Source organism: Nostoc paludosum FACHB-159, assembly GCF_014698835.1.
In the GTDB taxonomy this organism is placed as follows: domain Bacteria; phylum Cyanobacteriota; class Cyanobacteriia; order Cyanobacteriales; family Nostocaceae; genus Nostoc; species Nostoc paludosum.
In genome coordinates, this window is the sequence record NZ_JACJTU010000004.1 from 1 (window position 1) to 22017 (window position 22017).

General features: G+C 39.5%; 19 protein-coding genes. 8 read left to right on the forward strand and 11 right to left on the reverse strand.

Annotated elements, in window-relative coordinates:
- Positions 1 to 48: 48 nt before the first annotated feature.
- From H6H03_RS05235 to H6H03_RS05250, 4 genes are all read right to left on the reverse strand, one after another.
- Positions 49 to 297 (reverse strand): NIL domain-containing protein, encoded by a 249-nt coding sequence (locus H6H03_RS05235; RefSeq protein ID WP_190954097.1) that lies wholly within the window; start codon positions 295 to 297, stop codon positions 49 to 51.
- Positions 298 to 398: 101 nt separating this feature from the next.
- Positions 399 to 1277, reverse strand: a complete 879-nt coding sequence (cysW, locus tag H6H03_RS05240; RefSeq protein WP_190954098.1) for a sulfate ABC transporter permease subunit CysW — start codon at positions 1275 to 1277, stop codon at positions 399 to 401.
- Positions 1264 to 2124 (reverse strand): sulfate ABC transporter permease subunit CysT, encoded by an 861-nt coding sequence (cysT, locus tag H6H03_RS05245; protein ID WP_190954099.1) that lies wholly within the window; start codon positions 2122 to 2124, stop codon positions 1264 to 1266. The genes cysW and cysT overlap by 14 nt, the downstream gene beginning before the upstream one ends.
- A gap of 314 nt (positions 2125 to 2438) precedes the next feature.
- Positions 2439 to 3584 (reverse strand): sulfate ABC transporter substrate-binding protein, encoded by a 1146-nt coding sequence (locus H6H03_RS05250; RefSeq protein ID WP_190954100.1) that lies wholly within the window; start codon positions 3582 to 3584, stop codon positions 2439 to 2441.
- 276 nt (positions 3585 to 3860) lie between these two features.
- Between H6H03_RS05250 and H6H03_RS05255 the strand changes: the two genes are divergently transcribed.
- Positions 3861 to 4553, forward strand: a complete 693-nt coding sequence (locus tag H6H03_RS05255) for a gamma-glutamylcyclotransferase (RefSeq protein ID WP_190954101.1) — start codon at positions 3861 to 3863, stop codon at positions 4551 to 4553.
- Positions 4554 to 4762: 209 nt separating this feature from the next.
- Here H6H03_RS05255 and H6H03_RS05260 read toward each other — a convergent pair whose 3' ends face one another.
- From H6H03_RS05260 to H6H03_RS05285, 6 genes are all read right to left on the reverse strand, one after another.
- Complete coding sequence (locus tag H6H03_RS05260) at positions 4763 to 5527, reverse strand: sulfite exporter TauE/SafE family protein (protein ID WP_190954102.1); 765 nt, start codon at positions 5525 to 5527, stop codon at positions 4763 to 4765.
- Between the two features lie 651 nt (positions 5528 to 6178).
- Positions 6179 to 6958, reverse strand: a complete 780-nt coding sequence (locus H6H03_RS05265) for a class II glutamine amidotransferase (protein WP_190954103.1) — start codon at positions 6956 to 6958, stop codon at positions 6179 to 6181.
- A 178-nt stretch (positions 6959 to 7136) separates the two neighbouring features.
- A complete protein-coding gene (locus H6H03_RS05270) occupies positions 7137 to 7436 on the reverse strand; it encodes a putative quinol monooxygenase (RefSeq protein WP_190954104.1) in 300 nt (99 codons plus the stop codon).
- Between the two features lie 27 nt (positions 7437 to 7463).
- Positions 7464 to 8117 (reverse strand): methylthioribulose 1-phosphate dehydratase, encoded by a 654-nt coding sequence (mtnB, locus tag H6H03_RS05275; protein ID WP_190954105.1) that lies wholly within the window; start codon positions 8115 to 8117, stop codon positions 7464 to 7466.
- A 103-nt stretch (positions 8118 to 8220) separates the two neighbouring features.
- Entirely contained in the window at positions 8221 to 8856 is a 636-nt protein-coding gene (locus H6H03_RS05280; RefSeq protein WP_190954106.1) for an HAD-IB family phosphatase, read from the reverse strand.
- A 36-nt stretch (positions 8857 to 8892) separates the two neighbouring features.
- Complete coding sequence (locus H6H03_RS05285) at positions 8893 to 9444, reverse strand: 1,2-dihydroxy-3-keto-5-methylthiopentene dioxygenase (RefSeq protein WP_190954107.1); 552 nt, start codon at positions 9442 to 9444, stop codon at positions 8893 to 8895.
- A 396-nt stretch (positions 9445 to 9840) separates the two neighbouring features.
- On the opposite strand from H6H03_RS05285, the gene H6H03_RS05290 reads away from it, so the two are divergent.
- From H6H03_RS05290 to H6H03_RS05320, 7 genes are all read left to right on the forward strand, one after another.
- The gene (locus H6H03_RS05290) at positions 9841 to 10326 is read left to right on the forward strand and encodes a glutathione peroxidase (RefSeq protein ID WP_190954108.1); all 486 of its coding nucleotides are present in this window, start codon (positions 9841 to 9843) and stop codon (positions 10324 to 10326) included.
- A gap of 380 nt (positions 10327 to 10706) precedes the next feature.
- The gene (locus H6H03_RS05295) at positions 10707 to 11531 is read left to right on the forward strand and encodes an SDR family oxidoreductase (RefSeq protein WP_190954109.1); all 825 of its coding nucleotides are present in this window, start codon (positions 10707 to 10709) and stop codon (positions 11529 to 11531) included.
- Positions 11532 to 11552: 21 nt separating this feature from the next.
- A complete protein-coding gene (locus H6H03_RS05300; protein WP_190954110.1) occupies positions 11553 to 12506 on the forward strand; it encodes an alpha/beta fold hydrolase in 954 nt (317 codons plus the stop codon).
- Between the two features lie 234 nt (positions 12507 to 12740).
- Positions 12741 to 13475 carry a redoxin family protein gene (locus H6H03_RS05305; RefSeq protein WP_190954111.1) on the forward strand — a complete coding sequence of 245 codons (735 nt, stop codon included), beginning with the start codon at positions 12741 to 12743 and terminating at the stop codon, positions 13473 to 13475.
- A gap of 367 nt (positions 13476 to 13842) precedes the next feature.
- Entirely contained in the window at positions 13843 to 15090 is a 1248-nt protein-coding gene (locus tag H6H03_RS05310) for a hypothetical protein (RefSeq protein ID WP_190954112.1), read from the forward strand.
- 111 nt (positions 15091 to 15201) lie between these two features.
- Positions 15202 to 15957 (forward strand): phosphatase PAP2 family protein, encoded by a 756-nt coding sequence (locus tag H6H03_RS05315; RefSeq protein WP_190954113.1) that lies wholly within the window; start codon positions 15202 to 15204, stop codon positions 15955 to 15957.
- Positions 15958 to 16414: 457 nt separating this feature from the next.
- Positions 16415 to 17560, forward strand: coding sequence for a SpoIID/LytB domain-containing protein (locus H6H03_RS05320; protein WP_190954114.1), 1146 nt, complete (start codon positions 16415 to 16417; stop codon positions 17558 to 17560).
- 1401 nt (positions 17561 to 18961) lie between these two features.
- Here H6H03_RS05320 and H6H03_RS05325 read toward each other — a convergent pair.
- Positions 18962 to 21850, reverse strand: a complete 2889-nt coding sequence (locus H6H03_RS05325; protein ID WP_190954115.1) for a peptidoglycan-binding protein — start codon at positions 21848 to 21850, stop codon at positions 18962 to 18964.
- Between the last annotated feature and the right edge of the window lie 167 nt (positions 21851 to 22017).

Consider the following 22017-nt stretch of genomic DNA (forward strand, 5'->3'; position numbering starts at 1 on the left):
GATCTGTAAATGCTGGGGTCATGCTTAATAACTGCTGAAATGCTTATCCTATATACATTTTCGCAGTTTTTGACCCCTTTTTTTTATATCTTTGTGAGAAATCCGGGTTTGTGCCTCTGTTCCTTTGAGTTCCAGGTCAAACCAACCATCACCGACAGCATTGGCTCCCAGAATCGCTGCTGTAATATTCACAGTCAGATTGTAATCAGAAACCAGCCGAGAAATCACAGGTTCCTGGTGATAGTCCTTAGGAATTCTGAGTCGAATCCGTTTATTTGTAGGTGTGTCACTAGCCATAGAAGGGAGTGGGGAGATGAGGGGCAGGGGGCAGGGGGGCAGGGGGGCAGGGGGCAGGGGGGAAAATAATAACTCTTAACTCCTAACTCCCCATACCCAGCCTATTCAACATCTTTAATGCGGGTTTTGCGTTCTAAAATTTCTTTCAGCACTAGGGTGACTACTGCTAGTAAGGCTAACAGTACGGCGGCAGAAAAGGCAGCTTCGGTTTCATACTGTTTGTAAGCGTCTTCCACAAACAGTGGTAAACTTTGGGTTTGGTCGGCAATGTTGCCTGATACCACTGAAACTGCGCCGAATTCACCCATTGCTCTGGCGTTGGTCAAAATTAAACCGTAGAGTAAGCCCCAACGGATGCTGGGTAAGGTGACGCGCCAAAATATTTGCCAATCTTTAGCACCTAAAGTTCTGGCTGCTTCTTCTTGATCTTTGCCAAATTCTTCTAAAACCGGAATTACTTCTCGCGCTACGAAGGGCATACTGACAAAGGCTGTTGCCAGCACCATACCTGGAAAGGCAAAGATAATTTTGATATCGTGTGCCTGGAGCCAAGGGCCAAACCAGCCATTGCGTCCGTAAAGTAGGACAATCATCAATCCTGCGACTACAGGGGAGATGGAAAAGGGCAGGTCAATGATGCTCAAAACTATGGCGCGTCCGGGAAATTTATGGCGAGCGATCGCCCAAGCTGCACACAAACCAAATACTGTATTTAATGGGAGAGCGATGGCAGCTAATAATAGTGTCAACCAAGCTGCATGAAGAAAGGCTGGTTTCGTCAGGTTAGATAAAAACGGCCCGACTCCTTTGCTGAAGGCTTGGACAAAAACGTTAATTGCAGGCAGGTATTGAACTAAGCTTAAATAGGCGATCGCTATACTAATTAAAACTATTGGCACCCACTTGTTCTGCTCTTTCGACTTGGGTATATCTACATCATCAGATGCAGTTGAGTGAAAACTTGGCTTATCTACTGTCATATCGCCTTGCCCATGCTTGTAAGAAATTAATTGCCAATAGCAATATTAATGAAATTGATAGTAGAACTATGCCAATTACTGTTGCACCAGAATAGTCATACTGCTCTAATCTTTGGAAAATCAACACAGGTGCGATTAAGTCTTGGAATGGCGTATTAGAAGAAATAATTACTGTTGAACCATATTCTCCAACTGCACGGGAAAAACCCAAGGCAACACCTGTCAAAATTGTCGGAAATAATGGTGGCAAAATCACTTTCCAAAAGGTCTGCCATTGAGAAGCACCCAAACACCAGGCGGCTTCTTCAATTTCATGTTCCATTTCTTGAAGTACAGGTTGCACGGTTCTCACAACAAAAGGCAATGAGATAAAGATCATTGCCACCGCTACTCCTGTGCGAGTAAAAGATACTTTAATTCCTAGCGGTGATAGCAGAGAACCTATCCAGCCGTTATCGCTGTAAACTGTTGCTAGTGTTAAACCTGCTACCGATGTTGGCAACGCGAACGGTAAATCTACTGTGGCGTCAATCAAGCGTTTTAACGGAAAGTCATAGCGGACTAGAACCCAAGCAATCAAGGTACCAAATATACCATTGAGCAGGGCAGCGAATATTGAAGTAACAAAAGTTACATTATATGTTGCTAACGCAATATCACTAGTGGCGATCGCCCAAAACCTAGCTGGAGGTTCAGTACTCGCTTTGAGAAACATGGCAACTATGGGCATAAACAACATCACCGTCAGGTATGCGATGGTGATTCGCCAAGTCCACGGAACTCGCTGCAATTTGTTCCAAAATGATGTTTTACGTTCGACTTCTACAGAAGGAGATACAGTCGTCATAATCAAAAATCCAAAAGTTCAAATTCAAGAAGAATTCAGGAATCAGAATTCAGGAGTTAGAATTCAGAATTCAGAATAATTAATTGCGGCTCCTGAGTTTTTTTAAGAATAAAGAATTCAGGAGGGAAACCGGAAACATAGCGTCTCCGTTCAGAAGCCAAAATTCAGTTAGGTATTCTGTATGACTGGCAGATGTAGCTTGCTTCGATCTAGGAGTATAAACGGTGAAGCACTCGCACCTAATTGAAAATTTTGTGGTCTACAATTTCTGATTCCAGAATTCAGAATTGTGAATTCTGAATTCTTCTTTTTAATTACCTTTTCTTTTGGGCTTGTATCTTATCAAACACACCCCCATCTGCGAAGAACTTTTTATCAATTTCTTCCCAGCCACCAAAGTCTTGAACTGTACCTAAAGTTTTCACCTTAGGAAATTTATCTGTAGCCGCTTTACTTTGGGCTACTTCCTCATTTGCAGGTCTGAATCCTAATTTAACAAATTCTTCTTGCGCTTCTTGAGTATAGAGATATTTCACAAAACCTTCAGCAACTTCCCGCGTACCGTGCTTATCGACGTTTTTATCTACTACAGCGATGGGATTGTCGATGGATATATTCACATCGGGAATGACATAATCAACTTTCTCACCTTTTTGTTGTGCGAGAATAACTTCGTTTTCGTAGTTAATTAAGACATCTCCTTGACCCTGTTTCGCAAATGCGTCGGTGGCTTCCCGTGCATCTTTAGTCAAGATAGGCACGTTGTTGTAAACTTTGGTGACAAATTCAGTTGCTTTAGTGTCATCGCCACCTGCTTTAATTACGGAGTTCCAAAGTGCCAGAAAATTCCAACGAGCAATGCCTGAGGTTTTAGGGTCAGCGGTAATTAATTTGACATCGTTTTTGACCAAATCTTCCCAAGTCTTGATACCTTTGGGGTTACCAGGGCGAGTGATGATCGCTGCTACAGATTTGGAGACAATACCGTTATTGGGGACTTCTTTTTCCCATCCTGGTTCAATCAATCCAGCTTTCTGAATTTTTGTGGTGTCTCCTGCTAGTGCCAAGTGAACAACATCTGCTTCCAAACCATCGATGACGGCGCGAGTTTGAGAACCAGAACCACCATAACTTTGTTTGAAGGTGACAGTTTGGTTATGGTCTTTTTTCCACTGTTCTACAAATTTAGGAATGATGGCTTCGTGAGCAGCTTTGGTAACTGCAAATGAAACGAGGGTTAGTTCAACATTACCCTTAGTGGCAGCCACAGGACTAGCGTTAGGGGTTTCTGTGGAAGAATTGCTCCCCTCTCCACCTGAGCAAGCGGCAAGTGCCACACTTAATAATGCTCCTACCAAAAAGAGCGATACAAAACCTTTGAGCGAATTGAGTCTGAACCGATTAATTCTATGTTCAGCGATCGCTTGTAATACTTTTAGTGGGCGTTGCCACAAACTCATCCTATTGCCTCCGCTAAATCTACGCTTACTAGATGGGAATACAGTTATATACTGTAGTATATTACTAGAGTTTTGCAGCTATTTGGTTATAAATACACAAAATCATCATATTCCCGATAGAAAATATGGTGATTTTATCAGTTCTGCGAACAATTAGAAATAGTTGAGTTTCAAATATCAAATTGTCATTACAATAAACCAAGAAGCGATCAAGCAATTTGCTACTAAGTAACTAATTTGTAAGTCAATACTTACGCCAAATTAGGAGGGTTCAACATGTCACTGAGTCGTAGCGACCTCGAAGCCGGAAACGAACAGACGAGACTATTAGAAGCATCACACTCTGGAATCAAGCTAACTACCCTCAGTGAAGAAGAGTTACAGCGATCGCTCCATCAAACACTACAACAGCAACCAGCAAATTCTGATATCTGGATATTTGCCTACGGTTCGCTGATTTGGAATCCCTTAATCAAATATGTTGAGCGCCGTGCTGGGATAATTTATGGTTGGCATCGCCGCTTCTGTACCTGGATGATTCTCGGTCTGGGAACTCCAGAGAATCCCGGATTACTCTTAGGACTAGATCGCGGGGGTAGTTGCCGTGGTGTGATTTATCGAATTGCTGCTGCCGATGTCCCAAAGGAGTTACTGTTGATTTGGCGACGGGAAATGGTGGCTGGTGTATATCTTGCTCGTTGGGTAAGGGTGTTTGATGGTACACAGGAATTCAAAGCGATCGCTTTTGTTGCCAATCGTCAACATCCCAGATACGCTCATCGCATACCATTAACAACCACTATTAATAGTATTGCCACCGCATCTGGAAAATTAGGTTCCTGCGCTGATTATCTGATGAGAACTGTCGATGGTTTGATTGCAGAAGGCATTAAAGATAGAAAATTGCTCTCATTACGCGAACAAGTGCTGGCGAAACAACAGGCACTTTTAGTCGGCAATAGGCAATAGATTTGCTCACGAATGATTTAGGATTGCTATAGCAGTCCTAAATCATTTGTGAAAATTATATATCTCTTTGTTCTTTTTTACCTTTGCGTCCTTTGCGTCCTTGGCGGTTCGTTTCCTTATCCATATTTTTCACGACTCATTTAGGATTGCTATATATTAAGAAAAATCTAGTTTGGATAATGTATGTAATATTTGGCGATCGCTTTTTGTTAATGTAGCGCCGGAAAATCAACTAAAGTCTTAAGTCCAAGAGCGATAACCGCGGTGATAAATATACGCCTTAACCAGATATTGTTGAGTTTAAGGGCAATTTTTGAGCCGACGATTCCGCCAATAAACATAGTAATACTCAGAATAATACCAAGCTTATAATCCACTATTCCTTGTCTTAGAAAAATGATGGTGGCAATTAGCGAAGAAAAAATATTAATCAACTTTGTATTTGCTACCGCTTGAACAAATGTCATCCCAAATAAGCTGATATAAGCTGCTGTGAGCATTGTGACATAGCCACCACTAAAGAAACCGCCATAAACACCAAGCACAAAGGTTGCCACATATCCACCAATTTCTACTATTGGTGATGCATTCCTTATTGGCGAAATGATTCCAGCGTTACGATTTGCAATTGAAAATATAGCCACTATAATCATCAAAATAGAGATAATTACAGGCAGTGATTTTGAAGGTATAACTAAAACAAGTAAAGCACCAATAATTGAGCCTAAAATTGTTAACAAAATGATGATTGGCAAGCGATCGTAGTCAATTATTTTTTTTCCAATAAAAGGCAATGTACCACCAACACTCATAAAGGTTAATGCCAGCATATTAGTAGCAAGAGCAGTGCGCGGTTCAATACTGAATTGCAACATTACAGGGACGGTAATTAAAGAAGTGCTTCCTGTAATCACGCTAATAACACTTGTGATAAAGAAAATTGCTATGAGCGATATTAATTGAATGTCATACATAAATATTTTTTGTTGTTACCAATACATTTTTAGCAAGTGCTTACAATAGCGAATAGATATTTTTAGCTATAAAAATTAAAGCTTTGATTTTCACTATATTAATACACCTAAAATTGAGTGTAAATATATTTTTTATACCAATTAAAACGGTATTTACTGTGAATTTTTTGGTAACAACTAAGTTGGGTAGATTCTGAAAAATTGGTAAATTGTAGCGGTTTTACAATAGGTGAATTACAGCGAAACAAAAGTGTCTATAAAAGTGTTGTTATATAATTTCCAAATATATTTGCAATACATGAATTGCCTGTAGGAGCGTACAGCTTTACGCCCCAATTTTGTAGATATTTTAAGTCTATTGGGTATTGCCTATTTTTATAGCAGTGGACAAATAAGATTCCCGACTTCATGAAATAAATCGGGAATCTAAAGTTTGTGAGTTGAACAAAATCAAGGTAGATTGCTAGCTCAGATATTTTATAGCAATTGAAACTATAGTTTAGGACATAAACCCATCGTCAAACCCCAATACCAAGAAACTTTCTTTGCCTGTTGGCTGTTGGCTATTGCCTATTGCCTATTGCCTGCTATAAAGAAAACTACGAGGTATTTGTTGAGTAATATTATCTATTTACCCAACCTATACCACTATTAACTGGAAGCATATTTCAAGGGTAATCCGTCCTGAAATAGTAGCAATTCTCCCGGTTGGATTTGTGTCCAAACTTCGTTGTCAGTTAGGGGAGTGGTAGCGATGACGGCGACGCGATCGCGTTCGGTTGTCACTTCCCGAAAATCAACAGTCATATCTTGGTCAATCAAATGGGCAGCAGCAAAGGGCGCTTGGCGTACAATATAGCTGAGTTTGGTTGAGCAATAAGCAAAAAAGTGTTCTCCATCTGATAGCAAGTAGTTAAAAATACCTAGTTTGGCAATAACATCAGTAATTTCTTGCAGCACAGAATAGAGTTCTTTAATAGAAGGCTCACCTTCAGGAAAGCGTTCTCGTAATGTTTCTAACATCATACAGAATGCTTTTTCGCTATCGGTATCACCTACAGCTTTATAAAAGCCCATATTTTCTGGCTGAAAATCTGGTAAATTACCGTTATGGGCAAATACCCAATACTTACCCCACAATTCTCTGCGGAACGGATGGCAGTTATGTAAGGCAACTTCGCCCTGAGTGGCTTTGCGGATATGGGCGATGACATGGGTTGAGTGAATGGGATAACTCCGCACAAACTCTGCGACTGGAGAAATAACAGAAGGTTGGGCATCTAAAAACATCCGACATCCCTTTCCTTCAAAGAAAGCAATACCCCAACCATCGCTATGATGATCTGTTTTTCCTCCCCGCGCAGAAAAACCTTCAAAAGAAAAGCAAATATCCGTTGGGACATTGCAATTCATTCCAAGCAATTGGCACATACATGTTGCAGCTTTCAATTTTCGACTAAGGCCTTGCTGTTCAAGATACTTCAGAATCAAGCTTGATTCTGGAGCGATCGCTTCAATCTCAGAATTTAGCTGAAACAGGCAATAGGCAAGAGGCAATAGGCAAGGGGTTTGACCATTGGTTTATTTGCTTGAGGCTGTAGTTTTTGCGCTATGCCAAAAGATGGTAACGGCGGATATCTGGCGTAGTAGCTACCAAGCCTTCGATTTTAGCTGCTGCTGCTTGGAAATGCGGTGAGTCCATATGAGTATTCAGAGCTTCATTAGAAGTCCACTCTTCCACAAAAGTAAAGTCTGTTGGGTCGTACTGATTTTGCAAAAGTTCATACTTGATTGCACCTGGTTCCTGTCTGGTTGGTTCAATGAGTTCTAACAACACAGCTTTAAGTTCTTCTACTTTGTTAGGCAAAGCAATAACACGGGCAACAACGCGAATAGTTTGGTTAGTCATTAGTCATTAGTCATTAGTCATTAGTCATTAGTCATTATCATTCCCCGCGTCCCCGCGTCTCCCCAGTGCCCAAGCAGCTACCATATACCGAAAAATGTATTCTACCAGCTCAATGTAATTACGGGCAGACTCAGGAGAAGATGCCCAAACTGTAACGCCGTGGTCGCGGATGAGTAAGGCTGGTATTTGGGCTGGGGTAATTGTGAAGCGTTCTTTTATGTCGGCCGCAATTTTGGGAACCTGTAAATGGTTGGCAAAGATGGGAATTTGACAATTGGGATTTTCTTGGTAAATTCCCAAACCTTTGAGCATTTCCAGAGGCGGTAAGGGTAAAGAGTCTCCAGTGACAAAGCGAGAAACTAAATTTGCCTCTACTGAGTGCACGTGGTAGCAAGCATTTGCTTCGGGAAACAGTGTATAAAGTACCTGATGAATAGCGGTTTCGGCGGAGGGTTTTAGATTATTTTTTAAATTATTTGAGGAATCGTCCTTACCATCTGGATAAATACGAACAAAGTCACTCAATGATAATTCTCCTTTAGAGCGACCACTGGCTGTAATCCAGAAGCTACCATCAGGTAAAACCACTGAGAGATTGCCAGCAGTTCCTACCATCCAACCTTGTTGATAAAACTGACGGGCTGTAGCGATTAACTCAAGACGAGGGTCAAGATAATTCATAATTCATAATTCGTAATTCGTAATGGGCTACATCCCGCTACGCTAACGTAATTGGTAATTACTGCTCAAATAACGGTTGGTTGGGGTTTACTGTGCGATAAAATCAAAATGACCTCCATGATTTCGCTAAATAATCGCGGATATCGAAGAAATCATTCCAGGGAATATACGGTTTTTGGTGTTGATTAAGATACTCTGCTAGGCGATCGCGGGCAAATACCAAAGATGCCTCAAGCCCCATATTCAGGTCAGTTAGCGAGTCACCAATGGCAATTTTCTTATCAGCGGGATACTCTGCCATTACCTGTACCTTCGCCACCAGTTCTGTTTCTCCCTCATAATCTGAGCGGACTTTTAACAGAGTACCACTGGTATCTACATCAACGGCGTGGATGGCATGAACTCGCTGTTGGATCGTACCCAAAACAATTTCTACCATTCCTCGCAGTCCCCCGGAAACTACCACTAGCGGTACTCCCTGAAAGTCTAGAAAATCCAGCAGTTCTAAAAATCCTGGGCGCATCGCTTGGGATCGAGTAAATTCTAAAATTTCGGCATAGCTGGAAGATGGAATTGATTGTAGGATTTCTCGCACACCTTGGCGGAGTGTGAGTCGTTGTGCATACATTTCTGGGATTAATTTTGCAGACAGTTCTGGGGCAAACTTTTTCAAAACTGCAACAAAGGTTTCCTCAACTGTGATAGTACCGTCAAAGTCGCAAAAAACAATCCGCTTCACTTTTTATCCTGCCAGTTCTTCATTTTTCGGCATTTTTCAAGCTAGTGCGCGATGAAGGCGAATTTCCTTATCTGTGTACTGAGGAACCCAACCTTCAGTGCTGATAAAATAGCGCACCGCTTTAATTCGCCGTGCTGGGGTGAGGTGGAACCAATGTTCGGTTCCGGCTGGTACGTTGATATACTCTTCTTTTTGGACTGTCAGTTCTACTTGGCTACCATCGGGACGCACAAAGCCAAAAATGGCTTCTCCATCAATGACGTAGCGTACCTCATCATCAGCATGGGTGTGGATTTGGTCAAACTTTACCATTAGTTCATCAAGGTTGGGAACTCTTGGATGCAGAACAATCAGATCCCGTGACTGATAGCCTGCTATTTGTTGCAGTTGGTTAAAATAGCCATCCAGTGCTTTTAGTACCTGTTCTTTTTTATCTTCGTCGAGGCTATCTTGTGCCAGCAAACTACGTAACTGTGAATCATTTCCTACAGCCCAGCGGTTAAGTTGGATGTTTAAGGGTGCGAGTTCTTGACTAATATCATTGATATCCGTAAGGATTGTATCATCTTCTAATTTGAGAATTGCCATAGCTCACCTGATATTTCTTAATTTCAGCCAGAGATAACCTTCAGGCAAGGCTTCCTGAGATCGGACATCTCTGTTGAGTGCTTCGGTATTTGATTAGTAAAATATTGAGTATTTGTATTAAAAATAACGCATATTTCTGAGATTTCTCTGGAAATAGCGGATTAATGGAGCAATTTACAAACAGGTTATCACAAGTTTATAAGGGATTGGGGATTGGGGACTGGTGACTGGGTATTAGGTACTGAAAAAGTATTCCTAAATTATTTATTTTCTATTCCCCAGTCCCCAGTCCCTAGTCCCCAGCCCCCAGTCCCCCTAGTTTTCTCAACCAAATCGAGTTTAAAGTACCTGTAATATGGGAGACTTGGCAATATTCCCTATCGATTGTGATTCCAGATGAGTAACACAATTTCTGATATCGTGGTCAAAACCATCAACGGCCAGGACAAGCAATTAAACGACTACGCAGGAAAAGTACTTTTAATAGTGAATGTGGCTTCCTACTGTGGTTATACATCCCAATACAGCGCACTAGAAGACTTGAACCAAAAGTATAAAGAAGCTGGGCTAAGGGTTTTGGGATTCCCCTGTAACGATTTTGGGGCCCAGGAACCCGGAAGCAATGAACAGATTGTCAAATTCTGCACAAGTCAATATGGTGTTACCTTTGAATTATTCGACAAAGTTCATGCCAAAGGCTCAGAGCAGCACCCACTTTATGAGCGACTTACCAAAGCTGTTCAGCCAACGGAGGCTGTTGCTTGGAATTTTGAAAAATTTTTAGTGAATAAACAAGGTGAAGTGGTAGCTCGATTTAAAAGTAATATTCACCCAGCTTCACCGGAGCTAATTAACGCAATTGAGTCCGAATTAGCAAAATAGTTAATAGCCATTAGTAACATAGTTTATTTGATTCGCTATTGACTTTGCGAATTTTAGATTTTAGATTGATTTTGCTCATCCCTAACTAGCGTTCTACAAGGCTAATACGCTTTGTAAATAACACAAATCCGAAATTGATAATCTAAAATCTATTGACTATTGAATTGGGATTGTTAAATTTATTTACGTCCCGTTTCTTAATTGATAATCTTGTCTCTGAGGTTTAGTTTAATTAATTTCTGCTTCAAGAAGTGGACACAATTAAACTAAACTATATCAGGAATGACAAAGTAGCTTAAAATCCTTTTTTGTGGTGCTCATAGCATAGCTGCTGGCTCTCTACCAACGACAAATTTTTACGCAGAACTACTTAACTTGTCATGAACGTTGCAATTATTGGTTGTGGTTATGTTGGTTATAAAGTTGCTCAATATTGGCAGCAAAATATGAATCTTGTTGTCACTGCAACCACAACTTCTCCTGAGCGTGTTCCTGTACTACAATTAGTAGCCCAAAGAGTTGTAGTTACTAAAGGTAACGACCTAGATAGCCTAAAATCGGTTTTACAAAATCAAGATGTTGTACTTTTGAGTGTTGGTGCAAAGGGCGCAGAAGTTTATGAAGAAACTTATTTGCAAACTGCCAATACTTTAGTTTCACTCTTGCGGCATATTCCCTCTGTAAAGCAATTAATTTACACAGGAAGTTATGCTGTATATGGTGACAGAAATGGTGTCTGGGTAGACGAAGAAACACCACTTGCACCTGCTAATTTAAATGCCCAAATTCTCCGCAAAACTGAGGATGTGTTGTTATCAGCATCTAGCGAAAATTTGCGAGTTTGTATCTTTCGTTTGGGAGGGATTTATGGGACTGGTAGGGAATTGGTGAAGATATTTGGTAGATATTCTGGTACAACTCGTCCCGGTAATGGGGAGGATATCACAAATTGGATTCACCTGGATGATATTGTTGGTGCGATCGAATTTGCCCGTCATCGTCGCTTGGAAGGCATTTATAATTTAGTAGATGATGCACATCTCACCAGTCGAGATTTACTCGATCGCTTATTTGCAAAGCATAATTTACCTCAAGTTATATGGGATACTTCTGTAACCAGTAATCGTCCGTATAATGCTTGGGTATCTAATGAAAAGCTCAAAGAAGCTGGATATGAGTTGATTCATCCACAGATGATTTTTTAGCAAGTATTAAAACTAGGAATTATGCAACCATCTGCTGTAGCTAACACAACCGATTTGACAGCATCTCCTAGCCAATTTTACACTTGGCGGAATTATCGTTGCGCTTACGAAGTTCATCAACCAAGTAATACAATACCTGGGGGTATTCCTTTACTATTAATTCATCCCATTGGTGTGGGATTATCGCGGCAATTTTGGCAAAGATTTCAAGGCGAGTGGTATAATTCAGGTCAAAGTAATTTGATTTATAATCCTGATTTATTAGGATGTGGTGAAAGTGATATGCCCCATGTGGCTTACACTCCTAGCGATTGGGCAGAACAATTGCAATACTTTTTGCAAACAATAGTGCAAAAGCCTGTGATTTTAGTTGTACAAGGTGCCTTATTTCCAGTTGCGGTTGAATTAGTTCAAAAGGCATCAAATTTAATCGCTGGACTTGTACTTTCTGGGCCGCCAGCATGGGCTGTAATTACTAAAAAATCACCCGAATGGCAGCAAAAACTCCTTTGGAATCTTTTGGATTCGCCTTTTGGAAATGGTTTTTATCGTTATGCACGCACGCCAAAGTTTTTACGTTCTTTCTCCACTCGCCAACTATTTGCTGCTGATAATGCTGTCGATACAGAGTGGTTAAATATGTTAGTTGTAGGTGCAGAAAATCTCGCTAGTCGCCATGCAGTGTTTTCTTTTTTAGCAGGGTTTTGGCGACGAGATTATAGTAGTTTGATTGCTTCTATCCAACAGCCAACACTAGTAGTTGTAGGACAAACAGCATCAAGTATTAGCGAAGAAGGAAAAAAAGAAACGCCAGATGAACGCTTGGCTGACTACTTGGCTCGTTTACCTCAAGGTCGAGGTATCAAAATAAATGGGCGCAATGTTTTACCATACGAATCAACTACTGAATTTGTAACAGCGATCGCTCCATTTATCAAGAAGAATTCAGAAGTCAGCAGTCAGAATTCAGAATGAATTGGAGTCTAGTCCATTTGGATAATGAATATTGGTTTAAAACCTTACCCCTTGTGGACAAAACGAAATTCAAATATTCGGACTTGTTAAGGCTTCATTCATTGATGAGCCGAGTCTTCACCCATTCTGACTACTGCTTTATTAATGAAGTTTTTTAGCTAATTGATAATTAAAGTAGTCCAGTAATCTCATCATACGTTATTACTGGTATTGATTACTTCAGAAAGTAAAATTATGTTGCCTAATCGTCGAGGACAAAGAGTTCCCAATGTCACTTTTCGTACCCGTAAAGATAATCAGTGGGTGAATGTAACAACTGATGAGTTATTTGCTAATAAGACAGTAGTTGTCTTTTCTTTACCAGGTGCTTATACTCCGACTTGTTCATCAACTCACCTCCCTGGTTACAACGAGTTGGCTAAGGTTTTCAAAGAAAATGGTGTCGATGACATTATTTGTATTTCTGTGAATGACGCTTTTGTGATGAACGAATGGGCAAAGGATCAAGAAGCAGAAAATATTACACTTATTCCCGATGGCAATGGTGAATTTACTGAAGGCATGGGAATGCTGGTAGATAAATCAGACTTGGGATTTGGCAAGCGATCGTGGCGTTACTCTATGCTGGTAAGAGATGGTGTCATTAACCAGATGTTTATTGAACCAGACGAACCAGGAGATCCCTTTAAGGTATCTGATGCTGAAACAATGCTCAGATATATCAACCCCCAAGCAGCCAAGCCAGAAATAGTTTCTCTGTTTGCAAAAGTAGGTTGTCCCTTCTGTGCCCGTGCGAAGGCGATGCTCAAGGAACATGGGATGGATTACGAAGAAATTGTCTTAGGTAAGGATATTACCACACGCTCTTTACGAGCCGTTACAGGGGCGACAACAGTTCCCCAAGTGTTTATCAATGGTAAATTAATTGGCGGTTCTGAAGCACTAGAAGCCTACTTCGCAGCGAAATAGGTTTAATTGGGTAGCACAGGTGTGCTACCCAAAAGTCAACTTGACGCCAAAGGGGCGGTTAGAAACCGCGTCTACACAAACAAAACCTACCTCCGTAGGTTTCAAAACCCTGATTTTCCGCTAGTCCGCGTGGTGTGCCAAGCGCAGTGCAAGCGCGATAGGCGGACTTTGCCTGTTTAGCTGTGAATTCTATTCGCCACGGCTGAAGTTGACACTTCCCGAAGGGTACGCGCAGCGTCTGATAGAGAAGGACGCAAAGGAAGAAATAAGTTAAGAATTATTCGGTGGAAGTTTACAGAGAATTGGCATTACATGGCGATCGCATAAAATGAATCTTGATTAATTACTAGCGATTAAAAAACACAATATGTTTGCCAGAATCCGCCGTTTTTTGAATCAATTTTTTAATAAATCAAGAAAAATCAACAACGAACCACTCAATAAAGTGAGTTTGATTGTAATTATTTTCATTGATATTTTTATCTTAATCAATGTTTTTACAGGGCTGGACGATATTAGCAGATGGCATATCAGTCCGACTGAGGCTTATCCATGTTATTCGGAATGGCAAAATTACCGGGAAAAAAAGACTAAAGATAAGGATTATGAAATTGTCAAGCTTTCATTTCCCTATAGCGCAAACAATAAATATAGTTTTCAGCAAAACTATCAACAAGCCCAAACAGGACACCTCGGAAATGTTGAATCAACATGCTTGAAGTATGGTGAATATAAGGATAAGATTAACAATCCGCAAAATCAGCAAATCATCAAAACTATTGAACAGAAACAAGCCCAAATCAGTAGATTGGAACAAACGAATCGCGATATTCGTGCTAAATATGATTCCACTCTCTTAGAAAAAATTGCAGGGCAGCCTCGCGAACAATCAATTAATCAAGTCAGTGCTGAAAAAGCTAAACAAGAGTTAGATAAAAATAACAGCCAAATTTCTACCCTGAAACAGGAAAATACTAATCTTCAAAATCAACTATTAGCCAAACCGGAAAGTACTAGTTTTCTCACCTTTATTAAAGATACAAATCAATTTGTAGAAATTGAGAAAGGCTATCAAAAAGCCTCGTTTTGGTATCCAAGTATTCAGCTTGGTTTTCAGTCCCTCTTTCTTCTACCGCTGATTATCATTGCCTTATCAGTTCATAGATTTGCCGAAGGAAGAGGATATGGGCTAATTTCCTTAATTAGCTGGCATTTGCTAGTTATATTTTTTATACCGCTGTTAGTTAAAGTCTTTGAATTTTTACAAATTGGCGCAATATTCCAATTTGTATTTGATATTATTAGCCAGATTTTTGGCGGATTGCTTTTCTTAATTAATTATGTTTATATCTTGCTGATTCCACTTATTGGTTTTGGAATTATCAAGTTTTTCCAAAAATTTGTCTTTAATCCTAAAGTCCAAGCAGCTAACAGAGTTCAAAAATCACTCTGTGTCAACTGCGCTAAAAAAATTCGGCGTAGCGATTCCTACTGTCCCCACTGCGGTTATTATCAATATTTAGAATGCGAAAACTGCCATAATCTCACTTATGAACATTTGCCGTACTGCAAACATTGTGGAACTTTTCAAAATTCGAGTAAAAGTATTAACTAGTGATAGATGGCATTTAATACTTGGTTGAAATAAATTAGTCACAAAGAACCAGTGCGGGCTTGGGATTTCCCTAAATGAAGCAACTGGCGTTCAGGAGTCAAAGTTCAGAATATGCAAAGTGTCAAAAAACCAAATAAAGAAAGTCGATCGCCCTTCTCTTTTATTAAAAATTTATTGATTGCCCGTTGGCGATCGCTCTTACTCCTCTTGATAGGAGTATATTTACCTTTGCAGGTGTTTGAAATCTTGGCAGTTAAGGTATGGGAAAATGGAGAAGGTTTTCCGTGGGATGTGCCTACTTTATTAGCAGTTCACTCTACACAAAACCCACAATTGGATGTTTTAGCAGTGATGCTAGCTAGAATTGGATCGCCTTGGACAGCGAGTGTAATCGCAGCCGCCATCGCACTAATATTACTACTTCAAAAACGGTGGCGATCGCTAGCTTATGTACTCACAATTTCAGTAGGAAGCGTCCTCATCAGTCGCACGGGTAAGGAATTAATGCATCGAGTTCGTCCCCATTTGTGGAATTCCATTGCGCCTGAATTGAGTTTTGCATTTCCCAGTGGTCACGCCATAGCAAGTATAACTCTGGTTGCTATTTTCCTCATCTTAAGTTGGGCTACCCCCTGGCGTCGTTTAGTTTTCATCTTCGGTAGCTTATATGTAATATCTATTGCATGGTGTCGTCTCTATTTGGGAGTTCATTTTCCCAGCGATATTCTTGCCGGTTGGATGCTTGCATCAGCTTGGGCAATTGGGGTGAGTCTAATTATCAAACCCTATTTAACTACAGCCAAATCTGTAGATGAAGAACGTGCCAAGGAGGAAACTACCTTACTACCCGAAGAAAAAAATTGGTAAGCTAAGAGACTTCCAAATAAAAAAACATTCAATTTTTCTTGTGGGGTGGACATCTTGTCCGCCCTAAGCATTGGGCAAGCCAGACGCCTACTCCACAAGATTGGACAATTTTTTGTTGGATTTCCCTCAAGATATCGCGGTAGTCACATAGGTTAGGACATAATGACAAGCTTGAATACCAGGAATATTAGGACTTTTACCTCCTACCTCCTGCCTCCTGCCTCCTGCCTCCTGCCTCCTGCCTCCTGCCTCCTGCCTCCTGCCTCCTGCTATATCGCCACAAGCTGTAATGTTTTGGCAAGTATTTACTATGGGCTGCCATCCGATAGCTAAACCTAAATGCATAATTAGTAAGAGGTGGCAACCTCCTGCGTTGGAGAAGTGTCTCATCTTAAAGTAGTAGACGCCACAATCGAGAGCGTCAAACCAATACTAATGTGATGTTTAGATGACCAGCATGAAATTCCAACTTTACTTAGGCTCTTTACTTTCCCAAATTAAAGTACGTCATTGGTGGATAAGCGTTCTCTTATGGATAGCTTTGGTTGCCCCAGCTCAAGCGGCTGTAATCTTGCGCGTAGCAATCGAGAGGGGGGTTAATCAAGTAAAAGTCGGCAGTTCCACAACTGGAATCGTTAAGGATAGTACTGGCCGGACTTTGGGACAATTGCCGGCCATGAGTGCGTTTTATGCTCAAGCGGTTCCTGGCGGAGTGGCTTTAGATAAATGGCAGTCTGGTTTATTTTGGATTGAGCCGACAGGTAAAGGATTTGTTTACATTGGCGATCGCTGGTATCGGGGCAGAACTTTGGTTGTCCCCACAGAAAAAGGTTTAACTGCTGTGAACTGGGTTGATGACCAAGAGTATCTCTACAGCGTTCTCGGTGGTGAAATGGATGCTAGTTGGCCTGTTGAAGCTTTGAAAGCCCAGGCGATCGCAGCCCGCACCTACGCCCTTTACGAACGAGAAAAACAACGGAATAATCCCGTTTACGATTTAGGCAACACCCCCGATCGCTGGCAAATTTACAAAGGTGTAATTAGCGAATCTCCTGCTACTTACAAAGCAGTCGATGAAACAGCAGGGCAAGTACTAACTTATAAAAACAAAATTATTCTCTCAGTTTTCCATGCTTGTTCTGGCGGACATACCGAAAATGTAGAAGATGTTTGGGGAAATAACTTACCTTACCTACGTGCTGTTCAAGACTACGACCAAAATATCAGCGAGTGTAATTGGGTCAAAAGCTTCTCGCCCAGTGAAATTAGCTCTAAATTTCCTGAAGTAGGCAGTGTAACGGGGATCTTTCCAGAAACATTTTCGCCTTTTAGGAGTGTCAAAGTCCTAAAAATTGTCGGCAACAAAGGCACGAAAGTTTTACAGGGCGAACAAGTACGGACAGCCCTCAAACTCAAAAGTACCCGGTTTAGCGTTTCTAAAGGAGCAGATGGTAGTTTTGTCTTCCAAGGACTTGGCTTCGGCCACGCTTTAGGCATGAGTCAATGGGGAGCATACAATTTGGCTCGTCAAGGAGTGAACCACCTGCAAATTTTGGGCCACTATTACAAAGGTGTAGCTCTAACACCAATCCAGGCTAAGTAAGTCCACTGTTGTACTGAACCATTGTCTAGGGTTGCACAGCTAGATGTGTGACCCTACAGTAATTTTATTTTTACTTTATAAATAGGTTCAAATGGGAAAAATCAAAAAAAATATTTGAAACGAGATTGCTTACATAGTTTAAATGCCTCCTTATTAAAATCAGGGGATTTTAATTATCGGATACTTAATACTAATTTGAAAAAAGAATGCGACAGATACATAAGCTCAAACCATTATGATATCTAGCTTTATTAATTTTGAATTTTGAATTGGTATAACTGTTGCCCATTCCCCGTTCCCTGTTGCCTTTTAAATGAGTGTATTAAATAGCAAAAGCCCAGTCATGAAAACTGGGCTTTTGAAATAATGGGGCTATATTCCCCGTAGCTTAGTTATAGAAGTTCAGTATAATTATCGATGCTCTGATATGTAATACCAGTCTAGTATTGTTGGTTCCGGAAAATTAGCGAAAAATTTTTAGAGTAATTTTGATCTCCAAGCTGGTGAGCAAAATACAGCAGGCAACTAACAGTTTACAGAGGACGCAGGGGTACTAAAAAAGAGTATTTGATAATTTCACCGAAACAGTGCTGAGTAAAAAGTAAAATTAAACAGGTTTGAGAGCAACTACATCTTTTAAGCCTGTTCTGTATCACCCTGTTCCTTGTTATAAAAATATTTATTTTTGGCTTTTGCTGATGAACGATATATCCGGTAGCTGGCAAGAATGGTTAACTGTACTAGCCTATCTAGGTTTCACGGTCTTGATTATCTGGCGAGTGTTTAGCGCCCAGAAGAATTAAAAAAGCTGCATATCATTTCACCAGCGCTGTTTTGCTCAAAAGGCAAAACACTTCCATTTTGTTGAATCTTAACTTTTTGGCGGCAATTGTAGACCTCAATGGGCGTTTTTACTCCATCTACGCTTACAGACGCCCTGTATTCCCAATAGTTTTTAGCACTGCGATTAATACTGAGAATACAAATCTGATGACCCTCGTAATTCTTGCATACAGATGCAAAAGCCGGAAGCGCCACTGAAAAAGAGAGTATTAATAGCAATACAAAAGTGGCATATTTCATCATGTTTATAAATATTTTTGTTTAGTCTGGGTTTAATTATGATGGAGTTCCATAAAAACATAAACCGTCTGTTGTACCCTCTAAAATACTAAAATTAAAAATAGCGATCGCTACTTTCCCATGATTGCAGTGTCATTTCAAGTTCGTTTAACTACTTATAATTCAAAATTCTCCGCGTTTCCCTGTCTCAGGGTCTGTCCTAATTATAAGTATTCATCCGAACCTAATATCAGGCGAATCGTGAGCGATCGCAATTCCCGATTCTAATAAAAATCAACTAGTTTGGAAGGAACCATTTTTTGCTCTATTTTAAGCGATTTAGTCGAGTTGGTTGTTTTTTTTAACTTTCTTGGCATCAGATTCCGTTTGGTTATTTGGCTTTCTAGGAGGTACGGGATTGGATTTAATTTGATAAGGCGGAGGTTGGGTTCCCAAATCAGACGCCCAGTTGTTCTCGTCTACTAACCCAAAGTTTCTTGTCTCAAACCACTCTGATTTGAGCAGCGACCACCAATCAGCTGTCAGCCCTTTCAATACATAGTCATAGGGAAGCCAACCATAACCGCCTTCTCCCCAATCATTTCCCCAAGAGTTTCTAATCAGTAATGCTCCTTGTGACACCATACCATCAGCATTTTCTATTACCTTATAGTCTTCATAGCCAACTGCAACAGCAGCGTGGCCCCCTTTTACCTTATCTTTCTCAAGTGGGTACGGGATATGACCTCTTTGGTTTGAGTAATTGTCGATGGAATCATAAATAGTAAACCCAAATGCACAAGGAAAACCAGCAGCTAAAACCGCCTTAATCCGAAATAACAATATATCTTCTGAAGTACCGGCAGGATTTAGACGGAAGTATTTCAGCGCTTGATAACTCTGGGCGAAAGAGTAGCAGAAGTTAGTTGGTTCTTCATCAAACTTATCTTCTTGATAAGGCCAGTATTCCTCTGGAGGCACACCAAATAATGCCATTGCCTTCATTGTTTCTCGAAGAGATGCTCCCACATCACCTTGGCGATGCATTAAATTGCGTGTCACTTTGTAAAGAAACAGTCGAGAAGCATCGATATGCCTATCAAAACTTCTTTTTTCAAAATACTCCATTAAGGCAATCCCAGCATGTGCTGTACATGAATCCAGCGAGCCTTGGTCTTCAATAGGAGAACACCAAAAGCTTAAATCTACAAATTCTGGTAATAATAAATTTACAATTTTTTGAGCGTTTGGCTGACCTTGTTGTTTTTCTCTGATTCTTTTTTCCAAATCCCATTCTATGAGAATAGTTTGTAAATTACCTTGAAATTCTGGTTCTTTTTCTAATTCTGGTTCGACATGGGTTTGCGGCGGTAGGATTTGGATAACTGTTCTCAAATTTTTACGATATAAAACTTCTATTTTCTCTTCTTCTGGCTTGAATTGATTATTATTGCTTTCTCTCTTTTCTTGCAAATTTAAGTTAACATTATCATTTTCTATTTTCTGTTGTAAACAAACGAGAGACTTAAATATTTCATCTATCTTTTGTAGAGAATTGGATATCCTGTTTTGCTGTAATGATTTAATACTCTTGTTATTAAGATTGTTAACAGCTTCTTTGAAACTTAAAATTCTGGAAAGGGCTACAGGTATAAATAATGGATTAAAATCCCACTCTTTCAAGAAATTTGTTTGTTGTTCTACGTAATAAATGTTTGATTTTTCCGAATTAATTTGTTTTTGTAATTCTCTGATTACCTCTATGAATACTTTAATTTTTTCTTCATCTTGCTGTTTTTGAGGTTGAGCTAATTTGTGAGATAACCATTTATCAAATGATTTATCCAGCTGCTCCAAACTATTCTTTACAACTGTTTCAAGATTTGTATATTGAGCCACAGGAGAAATTATTCGAGAAACCCATTTAACTATAAAATCAATTGCTTGTTGCAAATCTTTCTTTGCTCGTTGAAACTCATTTTCAGAAGTAAAATATTCTTTTTTCAGTTCTTCTTCATTTTTTTCATCGTTAAGCGTTGCTCGCTGAAACCCTTTGTCACTAATAAAGTCTTCTACTTTCAATTCACTTATTTGAAAAATTTTTAAAATTATTTCATAAAGTACAATAGGTGTTGGTGAAGAGGCTGCAATAATTAACAGCTTGTTGTTCTGTACAGTTTGAGAATCTAACTCTGGAGTTTTTGAACCTAGCGATAGATTTTTTAGAATAACTAGGTTATCTACAACTCTCCAAGTCTCCTTGCCAACTATACCATCCACTTTTAGTCCATACTTAGCTTGAAAATATCTAACTGCTTGCTCTGTCAGTGAGTCAAAATATCCTGTTACTAATCCATTGAATTCTTCTAACTGTATCAACCGTAACTGTAATTTTCCAACTCTGTTGTTACGACTACCAATATAATCTTCTTCGTTATCATTTAAGTTAAAGCGTTCGTCATGAGATATCTCGATTGATGAATTATATTGCTCCAATAATTTTGAAAATATTTTGTTGTTTAACTCTTGGGAATTTGGTAATTCTAATATTGTATTTAGAATATCTTGCAGCTTTTTTTCCCATTGCTCTAATTCCAGTTTCACTTCCTGGCTTTTACTTGGATATCTAGCTTCTAAAATTTGGTTAAGACATGTTAGTATATAAAGCGTGTTTTTATCAACAATATTATTAGTTGATTCCTCTAAACTTATAAACGCTCTATTGAATTTATTTACAGTTTTTTCGGTGATTTTACCAAAGTAACCATATTCAATAATACAGTGAGAACTATCTAGTTTACAATCCTCATTGAAATTAAAGTTAAAAACTTGATTTAATTCATCGAGTGATTTAATGAAATCAGAAATTTCACTGGTGGAATTTTGAAAATAATCTTTATATTTGAGAAGCTTTAGTAAAAGTTTTTGAATTTCATATACTTCATAACCTACACTTCCATAAATTAAAAAAGTTTGGTTAGTCAAAGTAAAAGCTTTGACTAACTTAAAACTTCCACGTATCGTTTTCTCAATCTTCTCAATTTTATCTTGGGAAATACCTGGGGAATTTCTGATTAAATCTAAAATTTCAGCTAGAGGTTCTTGTGCGTCGTTGGTTATTTGTAGATCCTGAAATTTTGTCCCTAGCTTATCTTTGATTTTGCCTATGTGGTAGTCCCTAACATCAGGGTAATCTGGTATCCAACCTGTCCCTTTTTTATCTACCATGATTTCCTTTAATATTTATGTTGTTATATTTAACTAGCTTTACTCTAAACTTTATGCAAAATAGTTCGATTTTTTAAGCATATAAACAATAAAATCAAGCTAGAGATTATATAAAATGTAAAAAATAACACAAATGATTTATCAATGGATTATTTACAATATACTTA